General features: G+C 60.5%; 15 protein-coding genes. 13 read left to right on the top strand and 2 right to left on the bottom strand.

Going from position 1 to position 16,958, the window contains the following annotated elements; genetic code table 11:
• A partial coding sequence (locus O3649_RS07775; protein ID WP_371573610.1) for a GTP cyclohydrolase I occupies positions 1-215 on the top strand: 215 nt, incomplete at its 5' end.
• Between the two features lie 154 nt (positions 216-369).
• Here the strand turns inward: O3649_RS07775 and O3649_RS07780 are convergent.
• On the bottom strand, positions 370-570 hold the full coding sequence (locus O3649_RS07780) for a hypothetical protein (RefSeq protein ID WP_371573612.1): 201 nt from the start codon (positions 568-570) through the stop codon (positions 370-372).
• A gap of 236 nt (positions 571-806) precedes the next feature.
• On the opposite strand from O3649_RS07780, the gene folP reads away from it, so the two are divergent.
• The 11 genes from folP (at position 807) to O3649_RS07835 (ending at position 14,302) form a co-directional block, all read left to right on the top strand.
• Positions 807-1,766 carry a dihydropteroate synthase gene (gene folP, locus O3649_RS07785; protein WP_371573615.1) on the top strand — a complete coding sequence of 320 codons (960 nt, stop codon included), beginning with the start codon at positions 807-809 and terminating at the stop codon, positions 1,764-1,766.
• Positions 1,767-1,833: 67 nt separating this feature from the next.
• On the top strand, positions 1,834-2,247 hold the full coding sequence (gene folB / locus O3649_RS07790; RefSeq protein ID WP_070507308.1) for a dihydroneopterin aldolase: 414 nt from the start codon (positions 1,834-1,836) through the stop codon (positions 2,245-2,247).
• The gene (folK, locus tag O3649_RS07795; RefSeq protein ID WP_371573617.1) at positions 2,247-2,843 is read left to right on the top strand and encodes a 2-amino-4-hydroxy-6-hydroxymethyldihydropteridine diphosphokinase; all 597 of its coding nucleotides are present in this window, start codon (positions 2,247-2,249) and stop codon (positions 2,841-2,843) included. Before folB ends, folK begins: the two co-directional genes overlap by 1 nt.
• A gap of 45 nt (positions 2,844-2,888) precedes the next feature.
• A complete protein-coding gene (locus O3649_RS07800; RefSeq protein ID WP_371573619.1) occupies positions 2,889-3,407 on the top strand; it encodes a DUF3180 domain-containing protein in 519 nt (172 codons plus the stop codon).
• On the top strand, positions 3,394-4,074 hold the full coding sequence (locus O3649_RS07805; RefSeq protein ID WP_371573621.1) for a PH domain-containing protein: 681 nt from the start codon (positions 3,394-3,396) through the stop codon (positions 4,072-4,074). The genes O3649_RS07800 and O3649_RS07805 overlap by 14 nt, the downstream gene beginning before the upstream one ends.
• Positions 4,074-5,951: a PH domain-containing protein gene (locus O3649_RS07810; RefSeq protein ID WP_371573623.1), complete on the top strand. Its 1,878-nt coding sequence runs from the start codon at positions 4,074-4,076 to the stop codon at positions 5,949-5,951. The genes O3649_RS07805 and O3649_RS07810 overlap by 1 nt, the downstream gene beginning before the upstream one ends.
• Positions 5,952-6,057: 106 nt before the next feature.
• Complete coding sequence (locus tag O3649_RS07815; protein WP_371573626.1) at positions 6,058-7,020, top strand: Rossmann-like and DUF2520 domain-containing protein; 963 nt, start codon at positions 6,058-6,060, stop codon at positions 7,018-7,020.
• Positions 7,017-7,964 carry a pantoate--beta-alanine ligase gene (gene panC / locus O3649_RS07820; protein WP_070819250.1) on the top strand — a complete coding sequence of 316 codons (948 nt, stop codon included), beginning with the start codon at positions 7,017-7,019 and terminating at the stop codon, positions 7,962-7,964. The genes O3649_RS07815 and panC overlap by 4 nt, the downstream gene beginning before the upstream one ends.
• A gap of 52 nt (positions 7,965-8,016) precedes the next feature.
• Positions 8,017-9,600, top strand: coding sequence for a lysine--tRNA ligase (gene lysS / locus O3649_RS07825; RefSeq protein WP_083311357.1), 1,584 nt, complete (start codon positions 8,017-8,019; stop codon positions 9,598-9,600).
• Positions 9,601-10,317: 717 nt separating this feature from the next.
• A complete protein-coding gene (locus tag O3649_RS07830; RefSeq protein ID WP_070616037.1) occupies positions 10,318-10,671 on the top strand; it encodes an Lsr2 family protein in 354 nt (117 codons plus the stop codon).
• 1,060 nt (positions 10,672-11,731) lie between these two features.
• The gene (locus tag O3649_RS07835) at positions 11,732-14,302 is read left to right on the top strand and encodes an ATP-dependent Clp protease ATP-binding subunit (protein ID WP_371573629.1); all 2,571 of its coding nucleotides are present in this window, start codon (positions 11,732-11,734) and stop codon (positions 14,300-14,302) included.
• A 707-nt stretch (positions 14,303-15,009) separates the two neighbouring features.
• On the opposite strand, the gene O3649_RS07840 is transcribed toward O3649_RS07835, so the two are convergent.
• Positions 15,010-16,032: an A/G-specific adenine glycosylase gene (locus O3649_RS07840; RefSeq protein ID WP_371573631.1), complete on the bottom strand. Its 1,023-nt coding sequence runs from the start codon at positions 16,030-16,032 to the stop codon at positions 15,010-15,012.
• A 92-nt stretch (positions 16,033-16,124) separates the two neighbouring features.
• On the opposite strand from O3649_RS07840, the gene O3649_RS07845 reads away from it, so the two are divergent.
• The gene (locus O3649_RS07845; protein ID WP_371573633.1) at positions 16,125-16,904 is read left to right on the top strand and encodes a hypothetical protein; all 780 of its coding nucleotides are present in this window, start codon (positions 16,125-16,127) and stop codon (positions 16,902-16,904) included.
• Positions 16,905-16,958 lie beyond the last annotated feature (54 nt).

Consider the following 16,958-nt stretch of genomic DNA (forward strand, 5'->3'; position numbering starts at 1 on the left):
TGCAGGAGCGTCTGACCACGCAGGTGGTGGAGGCTCTGGAGGAGCACCTGAACCCGCGCGGCGCGATTGTGGTGATTGAGGCTGAGCACATGTGCATGTCGATGCGCGGTGTGCGTAAGCCGGGCGCGAAGACCGTGACCAGCGCGGTGCGCGGTGCGCTGATGAACGGCGCAACCCGTGCGGAGGCGATGAGCCTGATCTTCTCACAGCGCTAAGCGCACTCTAGACACGCTGAAAGGGGCGGAGGTGAAAACCTCCGCCCCTTTTCGCATCGCCAAAGTGCTCTGAGAATGTGTTCTGAGCCGGTACCTTCCGCGGCCGTGGCGGCGCCGATCATGCCGCACCGCAGAAGCTAGAAGAGCCCCGCCGCTAACGCTGCAAGCTACCCTTCGCCTCGCTCGGATTATCCCAACCCAGGGCAAGAGTCACGATCAAGCCCACGGCAATGAAACCGCAACCGGTCGCGGTGCCGAAAGCAATCCAGCGCACGGCAGGAGCACCTTCAGCGAGCACAATAGTCACCAGCGCGGCAAGAGCTACCAGGGAGAGGATCCAAGCTCCAGTCTTCATATTCACAATGAGTCACTTCCTAGAGTATGTATGTGTGGGTGCGCGCCGCCGACCGGGAACGCGCCCGGCACGGTATGCGTGCCCTCCCAGCATACCCTTAAATAAGTATCTGTAATGCAAGTATTGCATGCCGTGTCCCCAGAATCGACCCCACAGCTACCCCAACCCCTGCCCCAATCACTGTGTCAATCACTGCGCCAAACTCCACCGCACCGCAGATTCGGTACGATAAACCCATGACTGAATCCACACACACCACCCGTGTAGCCCCCCTGCCCTGCGACGCGCTCGCCGCCGAACGCACCCTCGTGATGGGCATCCTCAATGTCACCCCCGACTCCTTCAGCGACGGCGGCCAGCACTACGCCGCCACCGACGCCATCGCCCGCGCCGCCCGCATGATTGCCGAGGGCGCTTCCATTATCGACATTGGCGGCGAATCCACCCGCCCCGGTGCCGTGCGCATCAGCGTGGAGGAGGAGCAGCGCCGCATCCTGCCCGTCATCGAGGCAGTCGCGCAGATGGGCACCACCATCAGCGTTGACACCATGAACCCGCAGACCGCCCGCGCCGCCATTGCCACGGGTGCGCACATCATCAACGATGTGTCCGGTCTGAACGTGAGCGATGAAATGATTGAAACCGCCGCGGAACTGCAGGTGCCGTACATCCTCATGCACGCCCGCGGCACCTCCCAGACCATGAACAGCCTGGCGGAGTACCCGCGCGGCGTGGTCACCGAGGTTGTGGAGGAGCTGACCGGTCTGCGTGAGCGTTTCCTCGCCGCCGGTGTGCTGCCGCAGAACCTGATTCTTGACCCGGGTCTGGGCTTCGCGAAGGGCGGCATGCAGGATTGGGAGCTGCTCGCCGCCATTGACGAGCTACAGGGCCTGGGCCACCGCCTGCTCATTGCTGGTTCCCGCAAGCGTTTTATCGCCAACGCCCTGACTGCGGCGGATATGGCGCTGGCTGAGCGCCTGAACGCGAGTGGTTTCACCGCAACCGATGCGGGTGAGGCTGAACGCGAATTGTGGCAGCCGCTGTCGGAACCGCGCCCGGCTCAGCATCGTGCGGCAGCTTCTGCGGCGGTGACCGCCCTGGTGGCGGCGCGCGGCGTGTGGGCGGTGCGCGTGCACGATGTGCCCGCCAGCGTGGATGCGGTGACGGTCGCCTCCGCGCTGCGCTCCGTAAGCTAAGGCTCTGCCAGCTAGAACCACTACCCGCGACCACCGACTACCCGAATACCATCTAGGAGACCCCCCAATGACCCAGGCAGATTACGCCCGCCACGACCGCATCACCCTCACCGGTATTACCGCCAAGGGCTACCACGGCGTGCTCGACTTTGAGAAGCGCGACGGCCAGCCCTTCGTCGTGGATGCAACCCTGTACAGTGATTTTTCCGCCGCAGCTGCTACCGATGACCTGACGAAGACCACGAACTACGCGCTCGTGGTTGACCTGATTCACCGCCACGTGACGAACGGTTCTCTGGACCTGATTGAGACCCTCGCGGTGAACATTGCCGAGGGTATTCTCGCGATGTTTGAGCTTGTGGAGGCGGTGGAGATTACCGTGTCGAAGCCGCAGGCGCCGATTGAGCTGCCGTTCGGTAACGTTGCGGTGAGTGTGTTCCGCGAACGTGCCGCGGAGCGTGTCGTGGAGGGCGGCCGCTAGTGGCGGGCGCAGCAGAATATACACACCGCGCGGTGTTGGCGTTGGGCTCGAACCTGGGCGAAAGCGAAGACACCCTGGAGCGTGCCGTCGCCGACCTGGTGGCGGGCGGCGTGCAGCTGGTGCGCGCCTCCGGGTTGTACCGTACCGCCCCGGTGGGTGGCCCGGCGGGTCAGCCGGATTTCGTGAACGCGGTCATTGAGGTGGCAACTGACCTGGGCGCCTACGAGCTGCTGAAGTTGTGTAATGCGGTGGAGGCGGCGCATCACCGTGAGCGCCTGGTGCGTTGGGGTCCGCGCACCCTCGATATTGACGTGATTGACTATGACGGCGTGATCTCTGAGGATCCGATGCTGACTTTGCCGCATCCGCGGGCGCAGGAGCGTGCTTTTGTGCTGGTGCCGTGGGCGCAGATGGACCCGCAGGCGCGCCTGACGGTCACCCGGCGTGCGGAGCCTTCGGGGGAGCGGCCGGATGAGGTTCCTGCGCCGCTGAGCCGCGAGGTCGTGAACGTTGCGGAGCTGTCCCGCACGCTGCTTGGTGCGGATGAAGACGCTATCAGCTATATGCGTGAGATGCAGGTACCTGATCAGCCTTAAATGTGGCACTCTGGAAGGTAGAAGAACCTACCGAAAGGAAACACCATGAAGCCCCTGAGTTATCGGGCGATTATTGTGGCGGCTGTGTGCGGTGCCGCTGCCGCTCTTATGGTGAATTCCGTGATGATTGGCGCCGGTTTTGGTGAGCTGAATTTCTCGTGGATGCTCGGCGCGGTGTGCCTGCTGGTTGCGGCGGGCGCCGTGTGGCTGGGTGTGCAGGTGGCTCGTTATCGTCGTATTCAGACGCGTGAGAAGGTACCCCATATGGGCCCGATTCTTGCGGCGCGTGCGGTGGCGTATGCGCAGGGTTCCATCATGACCGGCGCCCTGTTGACGGGCTGGTGCGCTGCGATTCTTGGCTACCATCTGGTGATGGTGTCTGTGCGCGGTTTTTCGGTGGTCTTTTGGGAGGTTCTTGTCAATTGTGTGGGCAGTGTTGCCCTGCTGATTGCTGGCCTGTGGGCGCAGCATTGTTGTCGTATTCCGCCGGAGGATGATGAGGATGCGGCCTCCTCTTCCGGTGCTGTCAAGCCGCGAGAGGGAGGAACCTATGTCGGCTCCTAACCAGAATAGTTATTCGCCGAATGGCCAGTACGGGCAGGATGCCCAGCAGGGTCATTATGGTCAGAGCCAGCCTGCTCAGCAGAACCAGTACGGGCAGTACCAGCAGGCGCAGTATGGACAGCAACCACAGTACGGTCAGCAGGTTCCTGCGCAGCCGGCACCTTCTCAGCCCGTGCCGGAGCCGCAGTGGGTGCCCGCCGCCTCCGGCTACCTGACGGTTCGTTTTGTTCACACTATTTCTGCCCTGGCGCTCCCGATTCTTGCGGGTGTTGCCCTGTATTGTGCGGGTGCGTTCTTCGGCGGCCCGGAGGTGCTACGCATCGTCGGCCTGGTGGTGGTCGCGGTGTTTGGTCTGTGGGGTCTGTGGTGGATTCTGACCACTCCGCGCCGTACTCGCGCGCTCGGCTACGCGCTGGAGTCGAATCACCTGATGGCTCGCCGCGGTATCGTGTTCCGTTCGATGAGCTCCATGCCGTACGGCCGCATCCAGTATGTTGATGTGGATTCGGGCCCTCTGGAGCGCATGTGCGGTGTTGCCCGCCTGACGGTGCGCACCGCGGGTACGACCACCGGCACGATGGTGCTGTTCGGTATTCCGCTGAACGTGGCGGAGGAGCTGCGCGCGGATCTGGTGCGCCGCGCCGATGAGCGAATGGCGGCACTCTAATGAGTACCCCGAATCCGGTCAACCCCGCGCCGCAGGCACCGCAGCCTCCTGCCTCCCAGACACCGCAGGAGCAGAAGTGGTGGCGTGCCGATATCCGCACGTTCATCATGAACCTCTGGTTCATTATTCTGTTGGCGTTTGGTTTCTTCCAGAGCATTATCCTGAATATTTTGACCACCCCGCCGAACGAGTGGGGCGCGCGGCTGACGCAGGCATTCGACGAGAACAGTAGCTACTTCAGCGCAACGTACTCGCAGCTTATCGGCTTCGCCGTGCTCGTTCTGATTCTGGTTGCTGGCTCGCTTGACTGGTGGTTTACCCGTTACAGCCTGGACGATTTGGCGATTCACCGCCGTAGCGGTTTTCTGTTCAAGAAGAACCGCACGATCCGCCTGGAGAGCGTGCAGAGCGTGGACATTTCGCGTCCTCTGGTGGCGCGTCTGCTGGGCCTGTCGGAGCTGCGTTTTGAGGTGGCTGACGGTTCTTCGGAGGCGCTGCACATCAAGTACGTTTCTGCCCGCAAGGCGGAGGTTCTGCGCCGCACCGCGATGGCGAGTATTAACCTGCTACGTTCGGAGGTGGCTGGCCGCCCGGTCGACGTACTGCCCGATAGCATGCAGATTTCGGCGGAGCGCATGCCGGATGCGGATCAGCTGCATCAGCCGTTTGAGGCATCCTATGGCACGCCCCTGCAGGACGGCACTCAGCAGGTGGCGCCTCAGCAGGGCGCCCAGCAGCTCGCACCCGAGCAGTCTGCACCCCAGCACCCCGGTACTCAGCAGCCCGTCGCATCCCGCCGCGGCGCTCGCATGCCGATGCCGGTCACGGCTGACCCCTCGCAGCCGCCGATTTTCCGCATCTCGAATGTGCGTCTGATTGCCTCCATCATGCTGGAGCACCTGGTGTGGCTGGTGCCCGCCGTGGCCCTCATGGTCGGTGCCGCCGTCTTCGCCGCGATGATGGCCGGCGAGAGCCCGTTCCTGATTTTCATGGCGATGCTGCCCGGTATGTTCGCGCCCATGGTCGGTTACGTGGTTGCCCTCTGGACGCGTTTTGATGGCGCCGCGAACTTCAAAATCACCCCCAGCGGTCAGGGTGGCGTGACCCTGCGGTACGGTTTCACCGGCACGCACACCCAGAACGTGATGGTTGAGCGTATTCAGGCACTCGCCGTGGAGCAGTCCATCCTGTGGCGTGCATTCGGCTGGTACCGCATCAAGATGACCATTGCCGGTATCGGTATTGAGAAGAACGACAACCAGAAGCTGGTGACCCGCAACGTTGCCCTGCCGGTCGGCAACAAACAGGAGACGCTGATGGTGTTGCGTCTGCTGTTGCCCGCCCTGGATGAGGGGCAGGCGCAGGTGCTGCTGGATACCGCCGATGGTTCGCTGAAGAGTCAGAAGCCGCAGGTTCCGGCAATGATTGTGACGCCCTCTTCGGCGCGCTGGATGGATCTGCTCACCTGGAAGCGTAACGGCGTGACCACGGTCGGTTACACCGCCGGTTCGGTGCAGGCGAGCACCCGCATTGATTCTGATGCGGCACGTTCGAGCGTTGGTGAGCATACGCGAGGTGACCTGCTACTGATTCGTGGCGGCTACTTTATCCGCACGCTGTCGATTGTGCCGGTCAGCCGTGTGCTGAGCGTGAGCAGGGGCCAGGGCCCGCTGCAGCGTGCCTTCGGATGCGCGAGTGTGCATTTCGGTACGGTGCCCGGCCCGGTGCGCACGCTCATGATGCACTTGCCGCCGCGTGTCTGCGAGGACCTGGTGTGGTTGATGACGGTTCGGCTGGAGGGTATTGAGCCCTACTACCGCGTACCGGAACCCGCGCTGGGTTCTGCGTCCGATGCGAACGGGTACGGTGCGTGCTAACCCGCCGGGTTAGCGGGCAGCAAAACTACAGAACGCGCCCTGCCGTCAGTGTTCTTCGTGACACCGGCGGCAGGGTCGGCGTGAAAGGGAGAATATACTTAAAGCCGTGATACAGCATTCAAAACCTGCGCGTTTAGGCATTGGAATTATTTCAGCCGGGAGGGTCGGATCCGTCCTCGGTGCGGCTTTGCGCGCCTGTGAGCACACTATTGTGGGTGTTCACGCGGTGTCTGAGGCTTCTCAGGAGCGCGCCGCGATGCTGCTTCCCGATGTGCCGTTGCTACCGGTGGAGCAGATTGCTGAGCGTAGCGAATTGCTGATTCTTGCGGTTCCCGATGACGAGCTGCCGGGCCTCATCACCTACCTGGCGTCCTCGGGAAGTATTACCGCCGGTCAGATTCTGGTGCACACCTCCGGCCGTCACGGCACCGAGGTTCTCGCACCGGCGACCGCGCTGGGCGCTATCGGTTTGGCGATTCACCCCGTCATGACGTTTACCGGCATGTCCGTGGACCTGCAGCGCCTGAACGGCACCTGCTTCGCAGTGACCGGGCCTGCACCGTTCATCCCGATTGCTCAGGCACTCGTGGTGGAGATGGGCGGCGAACCCGTGCACGTTGCCGAGGCCGACCGAGCGCTCTACCACGCCGCTTTAGCGCACGCCGCGAACCACCTCGTGACCATCCTGGGTCAGTCCCAGCAGATGCTCGCCTCCATCGGTATTGAGGACCCGGCACGCTACATGGGGCCGCTCGTGCGAGCCGCCGTGGACAATGCGCTCGCCAGCGGTGAGGGTGCTCTCACCGGGCCCGTGGCACGTGGAGACGCCGGCACCGTGAAGGCTCACCTTCAGGCTCTGAATGAGTACTCAGAGCATGAGAAAACAGGTGATATTACAGACTCTTACGCCGCTCTGGCACACGCAACCGCAAAAAGAGCGCATAATAGAGGTTTGTTAAACGATGAACAACTGGGACGAATTGAGAATCTGCTGGGTGAGTCTTCGGACCGCAACCACCCCGGCGATATTGATGATTCAGCCCCCGAAAACAAGGAGTTCTCGTCATGACTGAGACTTCGATGCCCCGAGTCGTGACCACCATTGCGGATTTCCGCACGGCAATCACCGAATCCCTTGCCGCAGCGCAGGAAGAACTGGACCGGACAGCCCGCCAGGAGGCGGAGCAGAACGGCACCGCAGTTCAGTACACGAACGCATCCCTGGGCTACGTGCCCACCATGGGCGCCCTGCACGACGGCCACGCAACCCTGTTGCGTCGCGCCACTGAACAGAATGATGTAGTGGTCGCCTCCATTTTCGTGAACCCGCTGCAGTTTGGCCCCGGCGAGGATTACGAAGCATACCCGCGCACCCTGGAGGCAGACGCTGCCCTGGCTGGTGCCGCCGGCGTGAGCATCATCTTCGCACCTTCTGTGGAGGAAATGTACCCCGATGGTGACCCGCTCATCCGCATTTCGAGCGGCGAGCTGGGCACCAAGTTTGAGGGTGCGACCCGTCCGGGCCACTTTGATGGCGTGCTGGCCGTGGTCAATAAGTTCTTCAACATTATTCGCCCCGCAGCCGGTAACCACCCGGTGAACGCGTACTTCGGTCAGAAGGACGCTCAGCAGTACATCCTGATTCAGCGTATGGTGCACGATTTCAACCACGACGTGACCATGCGCCCTGTGGCGATTGTTCGCGACGATAACGGTCTGGCGCTGTCTTCGCGTAATGGCTACCTGTCGGATGAGGAGCGCGAGTCTGCCCTGGTGCTGTCCCGCACCCTGGCGATGCTGCGTGAGAATTCGCTGAACCGTGGCTTCCACGAGATTGATTTGGACGGTGCGCGTGAGCGTATCAACTCCACTCCGGGTGTACGCCTTGACTACCTGGAACTGGTCGACCCGATGACTTTCGGTGAGCCGACTGAGGAGTCGGAGCGAGTGCTGGCACTGGTTGCTGCGTTCGTTGGCCCGACCCGCCTGATTGACAACATGGACCTGCGCTAAGCGTTCGTTCGTTTAGAAGAGTCCCCAACACACTACACAGATAGGTATCACTGTGAGCACTGAGCACACTGCCGCACCGGCGATTGCTGATATGTCTGAGCAGATGCAGATTCGCCTGGAAAAGCGTGCGAAGCTAATCGAGTCGGGTCGCGAGGCATACCCGGTGGGTCTGCTGGATTCTGAGGGTAACCGCGTGGAGCCCAACCACATTGAGGATTTGCGCGCCGAGTACGACCCGAAGCTGGAGTCCGGCGAGCTGAAGGCAGGCGACGAGACCGAGCGTGTGGTGCACGTGGGTGGCCGCGTGGTGTTCGTTCGTAACACCGGTAAGCTGTGCTTCGCGACCCTGCAGGGTGGTACCGAGGGTAAGCGCATCCAGGCGATGCTTTCTCTGGCTGAGGTGGGCGAGGAGTCCCTGGCGGAGTGGAAGTCCCTGGTTGACCTGGGTGACCACGTGTTCGTGACCGGCCGCGTGATTGTTTCTCGCCGTGGCGAGCTGTCCATTATGGTGACCGACTGGAAGATGGCGTCGAAGGCTCTTCGCCCCATGCCGGTTCTGCATAAGGACCTGAACGAGGAAACCCGCGTTCGCCAGCGCTACCTGGACCTGATGGTTCGCGAGGAGGCTCGCGAGCTGGTGAAGAAGCGCGCCCTGATTACCCGCACTGTCCGCCGCGTGCTGGAGGATCACGGCTACATTGAGGTTGAGACCCCCGTTCTGCAGCTGGTGCACGGTGGCGCGACTGCTCGCCCGTTCCGCACCCACCTGAATGCTTTTGATCAGCCGATGACCATGCGTATTGCGACCGAGCTGCCGCTCAAGCGCGCAGTGGTCGGTGGTATTGAGCGTGTCTACGAGATTGGTCGCGTGTTCCGTAACGAGGGTGTGGACTCGACCCACAGCCCCGAGTTCACCACCCTGGAGTGCTACGAGGCGTATGCCGACCAGTTCGTGATGGCTGAGCGCATGAAGGAGATTATCCAGAGCTGCGCAAAGGCTGTCGGTACTGAGCGTATTGAGACTGAGAACGGCACCATCGACCTGTTCGGTGAGTGGAAGTGGGTTGGCGTGTACCCGGGCCTGTCTGAGGCTGTGGGCGTTGAGATCACCCCCGAGACTGACGCTTCGGTTCTGCGTGAGATCGCTGAAAAGCACGAGGTTGACATCGACCCGAAGTGGGACGCTGAGAAGCTGGTGACCGAGCTCTTCGGTGAGATTGTTGAGCCGACCCTGGTGAACCCGACCTTCGTGTACGATTACCCGCCGAGCGCTCAGCCGCTGGCGCGTCCGCACCGTTCCGGTGAGCCGCTGATTGAGGCGTGGGACCTGATTATTGGCGGTATGGAGCGCGGTACCGCGTTCTCCGAGCTGATTGACCCGGTTATTCAGCGTGAGCGCCTGACCGCTCAGTCGCTGCTTGCTGCTGCCGGTGATGACGAGGCGATGGAGCTGGATGAGGACTTCCTGCGCGCCCTGGAGCACGGTGCACCCCCGATGGGTGGCATCGGTCTGGGTATTGACCGCCTGATCATGCTGCTGGCGGGCGACCAGGATCCGGAGCGTCCGGGTACCGTGGTGCGTCAGCCCGGTATTCGTGAGACCATTCTCTTCCCCCTGATGAAGCCGGAAGCCTAAGCTTTAGCTTCACCTCGAGGGTTGCTTATACTTCGCCTTGAGAGGCGATAATGCGGCGGGTGCCGCGGATACGGTTGTATCTGCAGCACCCGCCGTTTTTGCGTGCACTCTTTTGCACGGTGTATAGCGTGTGGTGTGGGCTTGGATTGGTATTTGCACAGGTCAGGGGCGTTTTTCGGTGCTTTTTTGCTCTATTCGGGTGCTGATTTATGCTGCTCTATTCGTTCTGGCGGGTGTTTCTGTTCTTGTACACAAATGTGTTGTGCAGAAAAGAATGAGGTGCTGGGATAGGGGTAGAATTTCGCTTTTGAATAGAGCTGAAATGCTATGGTGCGAATGGTCTATTGTGCAGACTCGTACGGGCGCTATATTTCACTCAGATTGTCGGGGACGCCGGGGCGCATTATTAGGTGTCTTTGTCTCTGGGGGCTGTGTCTGCTGTCTGGAAGAATCCAAAGTATTTGCACTCTGAACTTCGCTTTAATGTTCTTGTGGCGGATGCAGATTTAACGGGGATGCACAGAAGCGATATATCGCTGCGGGTGATTGGTGCATTGTTTCAATGCTCAGAATATTTTCGGAATTTTTAATATAGTTCTGTTACTATATGAAAGAAAATTAGTACATAAATATATCCGGCACATTATTTTCTCAATCCCGATAGAGGCTTTTGGGTTTACTCCACAGGATATATGCAACAGATGAGGAGGTGCCTCAATGGCACAGAAGGTTCGCATCATCCTTGAAGACGATCTCGATGGCGGCCCCGCAGACGAAACTATCCGTTTTGGCCTGGACGGCGCTCACTACGAAATCGATCTGTCCTCCGCAAACGCAGCTCGCCTGCGTGACGCTATCCGCCCCTTCGTAGCGAAGTCCCGCCGCGTGCAGGGTGCCGCTACCCAGCGCACCCGTGCTCCCCGTGGCACCGCTGCTCCGGTTAAGCGCAACCCCGAGACCGCAGCAATTCGCGAGTGGGCTAAGGCTAACGGCCACAAGGTTTCTGACCGCGGTCGTATCCACCAGGACATTCAGGACGCATACTACGCAGCAATGAAGGCTCAGGACTAAAGGTTCTAAGTTATTGCGTGTAACCGGAGGTGCTGGTTCTTTAGGACTATAAACCTCCGGGTGCTCAAGGCGGGCGGTGTTATCACCGCCCGCCTTTTGTTGTGCCCCCTTATGCGTTGTGTGTTTTGTGTATCTAATGGGGCGTGTTTTGTGCCTAATTCCAATTAACTATTTACATGTAAAATATATAGGGTTGGTTGATGGTGCAATCTATGCAATACCGAGAAGGGTATTGGTTGGCCGAAGGGGCATAGTTTACATTCGGATTCTGTGTTCGTTTACTGTGTTCGTTTAGATTGCATGCATCGGCAGGAAGGCTAAAGGTGTTGTTGCATTAATCTCTTCGGTGCGGTTGTTATGTGCCGTTGTTGTGCGCCGAGATATTCCCTCTGTAAGAGGTACAGAGCGCACCCTGAATAGAGTCGAAAATAATAAGTGCCCTACCTATGTGTCAACGTGGGGATTTCCTCTGATGTCGAGATGATTATCGGATGGAATTCTGACGCAGATCGCCTGAATATTATGCGGAAATATATACCGGAAATGGTGCCGTATATATTTTTGCGAATTATTGAAATTTCTCACTTAAACATATAAATTTTTAAAAATTTCTGCAATATATTCATGCACGTGCAGGAAACAAGGGGTTTAGGTGTTGGTCTGTGTGGGTTCTTGTGCGTTCACCTCTTCCGCAAACCCTCGTATTGGCACTGTAGTCCCTCAGAACCCACCTGTAGCACCTTCCCGCGGTACATCCGACGGTAATATGCGCACACTCTGCACAGACTGCCTCCGCAAAAACAGCCAGCCCCGGCAAAAACAGGTAGCACCGACCGGGCGGCACCCGTCCATCTTCAGGGTAGGCTCACCTGCGTGAGCTAGACCCCTCAAAACCGCCCCCGAACCCCGCCAGAAGCCCCGAAGCCGCGCCTAAACCGCCCCTAGAACGCCCCGAACAGCTCATCTGTTCTCTTGATGGCGAACAGACGCCCATCAGCCCGCCCTTTCAGCCGCGCTCAACGTACTCTTGTATCAATAGGAAAATGCAAGGAGTGCGTAAATGTTTGAACGCTTTACCGATCGAGCTCGGCGCGTTGTGGTGCTTGCCCAGGAAGAGGCACGCATGCTCAACCACAACTACATCGGTACCGAACACCTTCTGCTCGGTCTGATTCACGAGGGCGAAGGCATCGGTGCCCGCGCCCTGGAATCATTGGGCGTTACCCTGAACGCAGTACGTGAACAGGTTCAGGACATCGTCGGCCCCGGCCCCCAGGCGCCTAACGGCCACATCCCCTTCACCCCGCGCGCGAAGAAGGTTCTCGAACTGTCCATGCGCGAGGCTATTCAGCTGAACCACGGCTACATCGGCACCGAACACATCCTGCTGGGCATGGTTCGTGCAAACGAGGGCGTGGCAAACCAGGTGCTGGTCAAGCTGGGCGCTGAGCCCGCTGCCGTGCGCCAGGCCGTTATGGACCTGATTTCTGGCTACCCTGGCAACAACTCCGGCGATAAGGAAACCGCCGGCGTGGGTGCGGGTAACTCTCGCGAAGGCACTCCCGCGGGTTCGACCATCCTGGATCAGTTTGGCCGCAACCTCACCGCAGCAGCACGTGAGGGCGAGCTGGACCCGGTTATCGGCCGCCACAAGGAGATGGAACGCGTCATGCAGGTCCTCTCCCGCCGTACCAAGAACAACCCCGTGCTGATTGGTGAGCCCGGCGTCGGTAAGACCGCCGTCGTGGAGGGCCTGGCACAGGCTATCGTGCACGGTGACGTCCCTGAGACCCTCAAGGACAAGCACCTGTACACCCTGGACCTGGGCTCCCTGGTCGCAGGTTCGCGCTACCGCGGTGACTTTGAAGAGCGCCTGAAGAAGGTTCTGAAGGAAATTCGCTCCCGCGGCGACATCATCCTGTTCATTGATGAGATTCACACCCTCGTCGGTGCAGGTGCCGCAGAGGGCGCAATTGACGCTGCCTCCATCCTCAAGCCCATGCTGGCTCGAGGCGAACTGCAGACCATCGGTGCAACCACCCTGGACGAGTACCGCAAGCACATTGAGAAGGACGCCGCCCTGGAGCGCCGCTTCCAGCCGATTCAGGTTGAGGAGCCCTCCCAGGAGCTCGCCGTGCAGATCCTCAAGGGCGTGCGCGACAAGTACGAGGCGCACCACCGCGTCACCATTACCGACGAGGCCATCGAGACCGCCGTGAACCTTGCGGCACGCTATATCTCTGACCGCTTCCTGCCGGATAAGGCTGTCGACCTGATTGACGAGGCGGGCGCACGCCTGCGCATCAAGCGCATGACCGCACCCCCGGAAATCAAGCTGCTCGACGAGAAGGCCGCCAAGCTGCGCCAGCAGAAGGAAAACGCCATCAACTCCCAGGATTACGAGAAGGCCGCAGGCCTGCGTGATCAGGAGCAGAAGGTCCTGGCTGAGAAGGAAGAAGCCGAGAAGGCATGGCGCGAAGGCGGCGACGCATTCGGCACCGTGACCCCCGAGGTTATTTCTGAGGTTCTTGCCGCTTCCACCGGTGTTCCGGTCTACAAGATCACCGAGGAAGAGTCCAGCCGCCTGCTGACCATGGAGCAGGAGCTCCACAAGCGCGTTATCGGCCAGGAGCACGCTATTGCGGCACTGTCCCGCGCTATCCGCCGTACCCGCGCAGGTCTGAAGGATCCGCGCCGCCCCGGTGGTTCGTTCATCTTCGCCGGTCCGACCGGTGTGGGTAAGACCGAGCTTGCTAAGGCTCTGGCGGAATTCCTATTCGGTGATGAGGATTCGCTCATCACCCTGGATATGTCCGAGTACCAGGAGAAGCACACCGTCTCCCGTCTGTTCGGTGCGCCTCCCGGCTACGTTGGCTACGATGAGGGCGGCCAGCTGACCGAGAAGGTCCGCCGCAAGCCCTTCTCCGTGGTCCTGTTCGACGAGGTTGAGAAGGCTCACGCTGACCTGTTCAACTCGCTGCTGCAGATTCTGGAAGATGGTCGCCTGACCGACTCGCAGGGTCGCGTGGTGGACTTCAAGAACACCGTCATCATCATGACCACCAACCTGGGTTCGCGTGACGTGAACCGCCGTATCCCGGTTGGTTTCCAGGCGATGGATGACACCGCAGCCGACTACGAGCGCATGCAGGCACGCGTGATGGAGAACCTCAAGGAGCACTTCCGCCCCGAGTTCCTGAACCGTGTGGATGACATTATTGTCTTCCCGCAGCTCTCCGAGTCTGAGATTCTGCAGATTGTGGACCTGTTCGTGGGTCGCCTGGCTAAGCGCCTGGCGGAGCAGGATATGTCCATTGAGCTGACCAACGCTGCGAAGGTTCTCATGGCGGCTAAGGGTTACGACCCGTCCATGGGTGCTCGTCCTCTGCGCCGCGAGATGCAGCGCAACATTGAGGACGCCCTGTCTGAGAAGATCCTCTTCGGTGACATCAAGCCCGGCGAGAAGATTACCGTGGACGTTGAAGGTGAGGGCGACTCCGCGAAGTTCGTCTTCTCTTCTCAGCCGATGAAGGAGCTGGCTCTGGACTCGGTGCAGGAGCTGAGCGAGGGTGAGTCTTCCGAGGCTCCCGCGGCTGAGGTACCTGCCGCTGACGTTCAGGGCAACGACTAGGCTCTGGATAGCTAAGTTCTAGCGTACTAAACGCCTGTGGGGCGGTACCGGATAATTCCGGTACCGCCCCACAGGCGTTTTCTGTTGTTCGACCTCTTAAGGAGCAGAGTGTGCCCTAGCCCCGATGGAGGCTGAGAGGCCTAATTGATACCTTGTGCAACCTAACAAGCAGTTATGGACGGGCGAGCCGCCGGCTTGTCTGTCAGATAGACGCAGAGTATCGTAGTGATAGCAGGGGCCTCATATGAAGCCTCTGCAGCCTTAAGACAGCACCCGGATTTTGACGTGGAGGGTACTGGCTTAGAAGGAGTCGCCGTCGTCGAAGAAGGTTTGCGCGCACAGTGGGGATAGTGCTGCTATTCCACAAAAGACAACGGCGCGGAAGCTTTCTTGGACGGGCGGTGGGCAGTGTGATACAAATACCGCTAGTGTGACTAGGGCTAACATGACCACTCGAAAAAAGGCCTTCTTCTGGCTTGTTATTTGAGTTACCTCAATTCTCTAGGTTTGTACTTACAACGCTAGTCTACCATAAATATCTAACATATGTTTATTTTCTGTTAATAATAGCGCTCCTCGTCGATATAGAAAAGCCTGTGGGGCGGTACCGGATCATTTCGGTACCGCCCCACAGGCGTTTTCTGTCTTCTCAAGGCTCCAGCTTCTAAAGGCCCCAGAAGCCCCCAGGGGCCTTTCTGCGGCGGGTACTAGAGCGAGACGAGCACTGCATCGCCCTGCGTGACTTCGCGGGCGAGAGAGTCCGCCAGAAGCCCCGCGTAGCAGCGCTGCAGCTGCTCGGCGGCGGGGGAGAGCGCATACAGCGCCTTGAGCGGGCGGTGCACCGCGGCGGGTGCATCCGCCGGGAAGGCCAAGTCAGGCGAAGCTGATGCACCAGTGGCCGCAGTGGTGCCTGCACCCAGGATGAGGTCGCGTTCCACCGGCTCATGCGCCGCACGCAGCACCGCCATGACCGCCCCGCGCACCTGACGGTCCGTGCCGTGCCAGCTCTGACCCTTGGGGGTGTAGTCCGCCTCCGGCTTACCTGCCGCAACCCAGGCGCACAGATCCTCAACCGGGCACAGCTCGCAGCTCGGGGACTTTGCCGTGCAGACCAGTGCACCGAGCTCCATGGTCGCCGCGTTCCACAGGCAGGAGGTGGGGGTGTCGGCGGGCATGAGCGCCTCCGCCAGGCGAGTCTCAGCCGCCGTCAACGAACGCGAGGGCAACGCCTTGCCGGATACAGCGCGCGCGTGCACGCGGCGGATATTCGTATCAATCACCGTGGCGCGCAGACCAAACGCGAACACGCTAATCGCCGCCGCAGTGTAGGAACCCACGCCCGGCAGAGCCAGCAGCGCATCATACTCGGCGGGAACCTCACCGCCGTGCTGCTCCACAATCGCTACAGCGGCACCGTGCAGACGCTGCGCGCGGCGCGGGTAACCCAACCTGCCCCAGGCGCGCACCGCCTCCGAGGCGGGCTCGGCGGCAAGGTCGGCGGGGGTGGGCCAGCGGCGCATCCACTTCTCCCACACGGGCAGCACGCGCTTGACGGGGGTCTGCTGTAGCATGAACTCGCTGACCATCACCCCCCAGGGAGTGCACTCGTCACGGCGCCACGGCAAATCGCGTGCCTGGTCAAGGAACCACTGGTTAATGCGTTGGTGAAGCGCTTCAACATTGGTTCCTTCGGGGAGGTGCTGAGTAGAGGTGGATGCTTCTGTGGTCATCCGAAAAGCCTACGCCACGGGGCATATATTCCCAAAACCGCATGAACAGAGTTCACTGTGAATCTCAGGGTTAAACCCGGTATCCTTGAGGTATGTCTGAAAATGGTCCCGTTCTGCCTCCCGAAGTGTACCGCCGCCGTCGTATCGTGGCAGTTATTGCTCTGCTCGCTGTCATTTTGCTGTTGGTCGCTGGCGTGACCTCCATGGTCGGCATGATTAACGGCAAGAAGGAGGCTACCGTAGCCTCCACCGCGACGGCTTCCGGCGCGCCCTTCCAGAGCTTCAGTGCTCGCCCCTCCGAAACTGCTTCGGCAACCCCGTCCGCTAGCGCGACTGCATCGGCTACTGCTTCGGCAACCCCCTCGGTGACCGCTTCTGCGGCACCCACTGCAAGCGTGACCGCCGCCGCGGCAACCCCTGCGGCAACCACCCCCGCGGCGACCCCGACTACCCCCGCACCCTCGGTGACCACTGCGGCTGCTGTTGCGGCGTGCACCGCGAACGACCTGAAGGTGACCGTCACCCCCGCGAAGCGTACCTTTGCAGCCGGTGAGCAGGTGTCCTTCCACGTGACCTACACGAATTCCTCGAAGACCCCCTGCGCTGTGGGCGGCGAGGGTGCAAACACCGGCGTGGACCTGAAGATCACCTCCGGTGCAGCTCAGGTGTACACCCGTAGCCTGTGCGCGGCGACCGCCGTTCAGAAGTCTGAGGTGGCCGCAGGTGCCGAGGATGCAACCGACCTGGCGTGGGATCGTAAGATCAATGTCCTGGGTTGCTCCTCCACTTCGACCGCTCAGAAGGGATCTTACTGGGCGACTGCCACGGTGAATGGTGTGACTTCGGCTCAGGTGAACTTTGTGATTCAGTAGTTCACTTCTATAGTTTTTGCCCGTGAATGGGCACGCAAAAGCCCCCGTGCTGGA

The organism is Rothia sp. 27098_8_29 (assembly GCF_041432785.1).
Classification (GTDB): Bacteria; Actinomycetota; Actinomycetes; order Actinomycetales; family Micrococcaceae; genus Rothia; species Rothia mucilaginosa.

What these genes read in the sequence shown, in the direction of transcription:
- O3649_RS07830 (WP_070616037.1), top strand. Translation starts at nt 10,318, where the DNA reads ATGGCACAGAAGGTTCGCATCATCCTTGAAGACGATCTCGATGGCGGC.
- O3649_RS07805 (WP_371573621.1), top strand. Translation starts at nt 3,394, where the DNA reads ATGTCGGCTCCTAACCAGAATAGTTATTCGCCGAATGGCCAGTACGGG.
- O3649_RS07835 (WP_371573629.1), top strand. Translation starts at nt 11,732, where the DNA reads ATGTTTGAACGCTTTACCGATCGAGCTCGGCGCGTTGTGGTGCTTGCC.
- O3649_RS07840 (WP_371573631.1), bottom strand. Translation starts at nt 16,032, where the DNA reads ATGACCACAGAAGCATCCACCTCTACTCAGCACCTCCCCGAAGGAACC.
- folB (WP_070507308.1), top strand. Translation starts at nt 1,834, where the DNA reads ATGACCCAGGCAGATTACGCCCGCCACGACCGCATCACCCTCACCGGT.
- O3649_RS07810 (WP_371573623.1), top strand. Translation starts at nt 4,074, where the DNA reads ATGAGTACCCCGAATCCGGTCAACCCCGCGCCGCAGGCACCGCAGCCT.
- O3649_RS07845 (WP_371573633.1), top strand. Translation starts at nt 16,125, where the DNA reads ATGTCTGAAAATGGTCCCGTTCTGCCTCCCGAAGTGTACCGCCGCCGT.
- panC (WP_070819250.1), top strand. Translation starts at nt 7,017, where the DNA reads ATGACTGAGACTTCGATGCCCCGAGTCGTGACCACCATTGCGGATTTC.
- O3649_RS07800 (WP_371573619.1), top strand. Translation starts at nt 2,889, where the DNA reads ATGAAGCCCCTGAGTTATCGGGCGATTATTGTGGCGGCTGTGTGCGGT.
- folP (WP_371573615.1), top strand. Translation starts at nt 807, where the DNA reads ATGACTGAATCCACACACACCACCCGTGTAGCCCCCCTGCCCTGCGAC.
- O3649_RS07780 (WP_371573612.1), bottom strand. Translation starts at nt 570, where the DNA reads ATGAAGACTGGAGCTTGGATCCTCTCCCTGGTAGCTCTTGCCGCGCTG.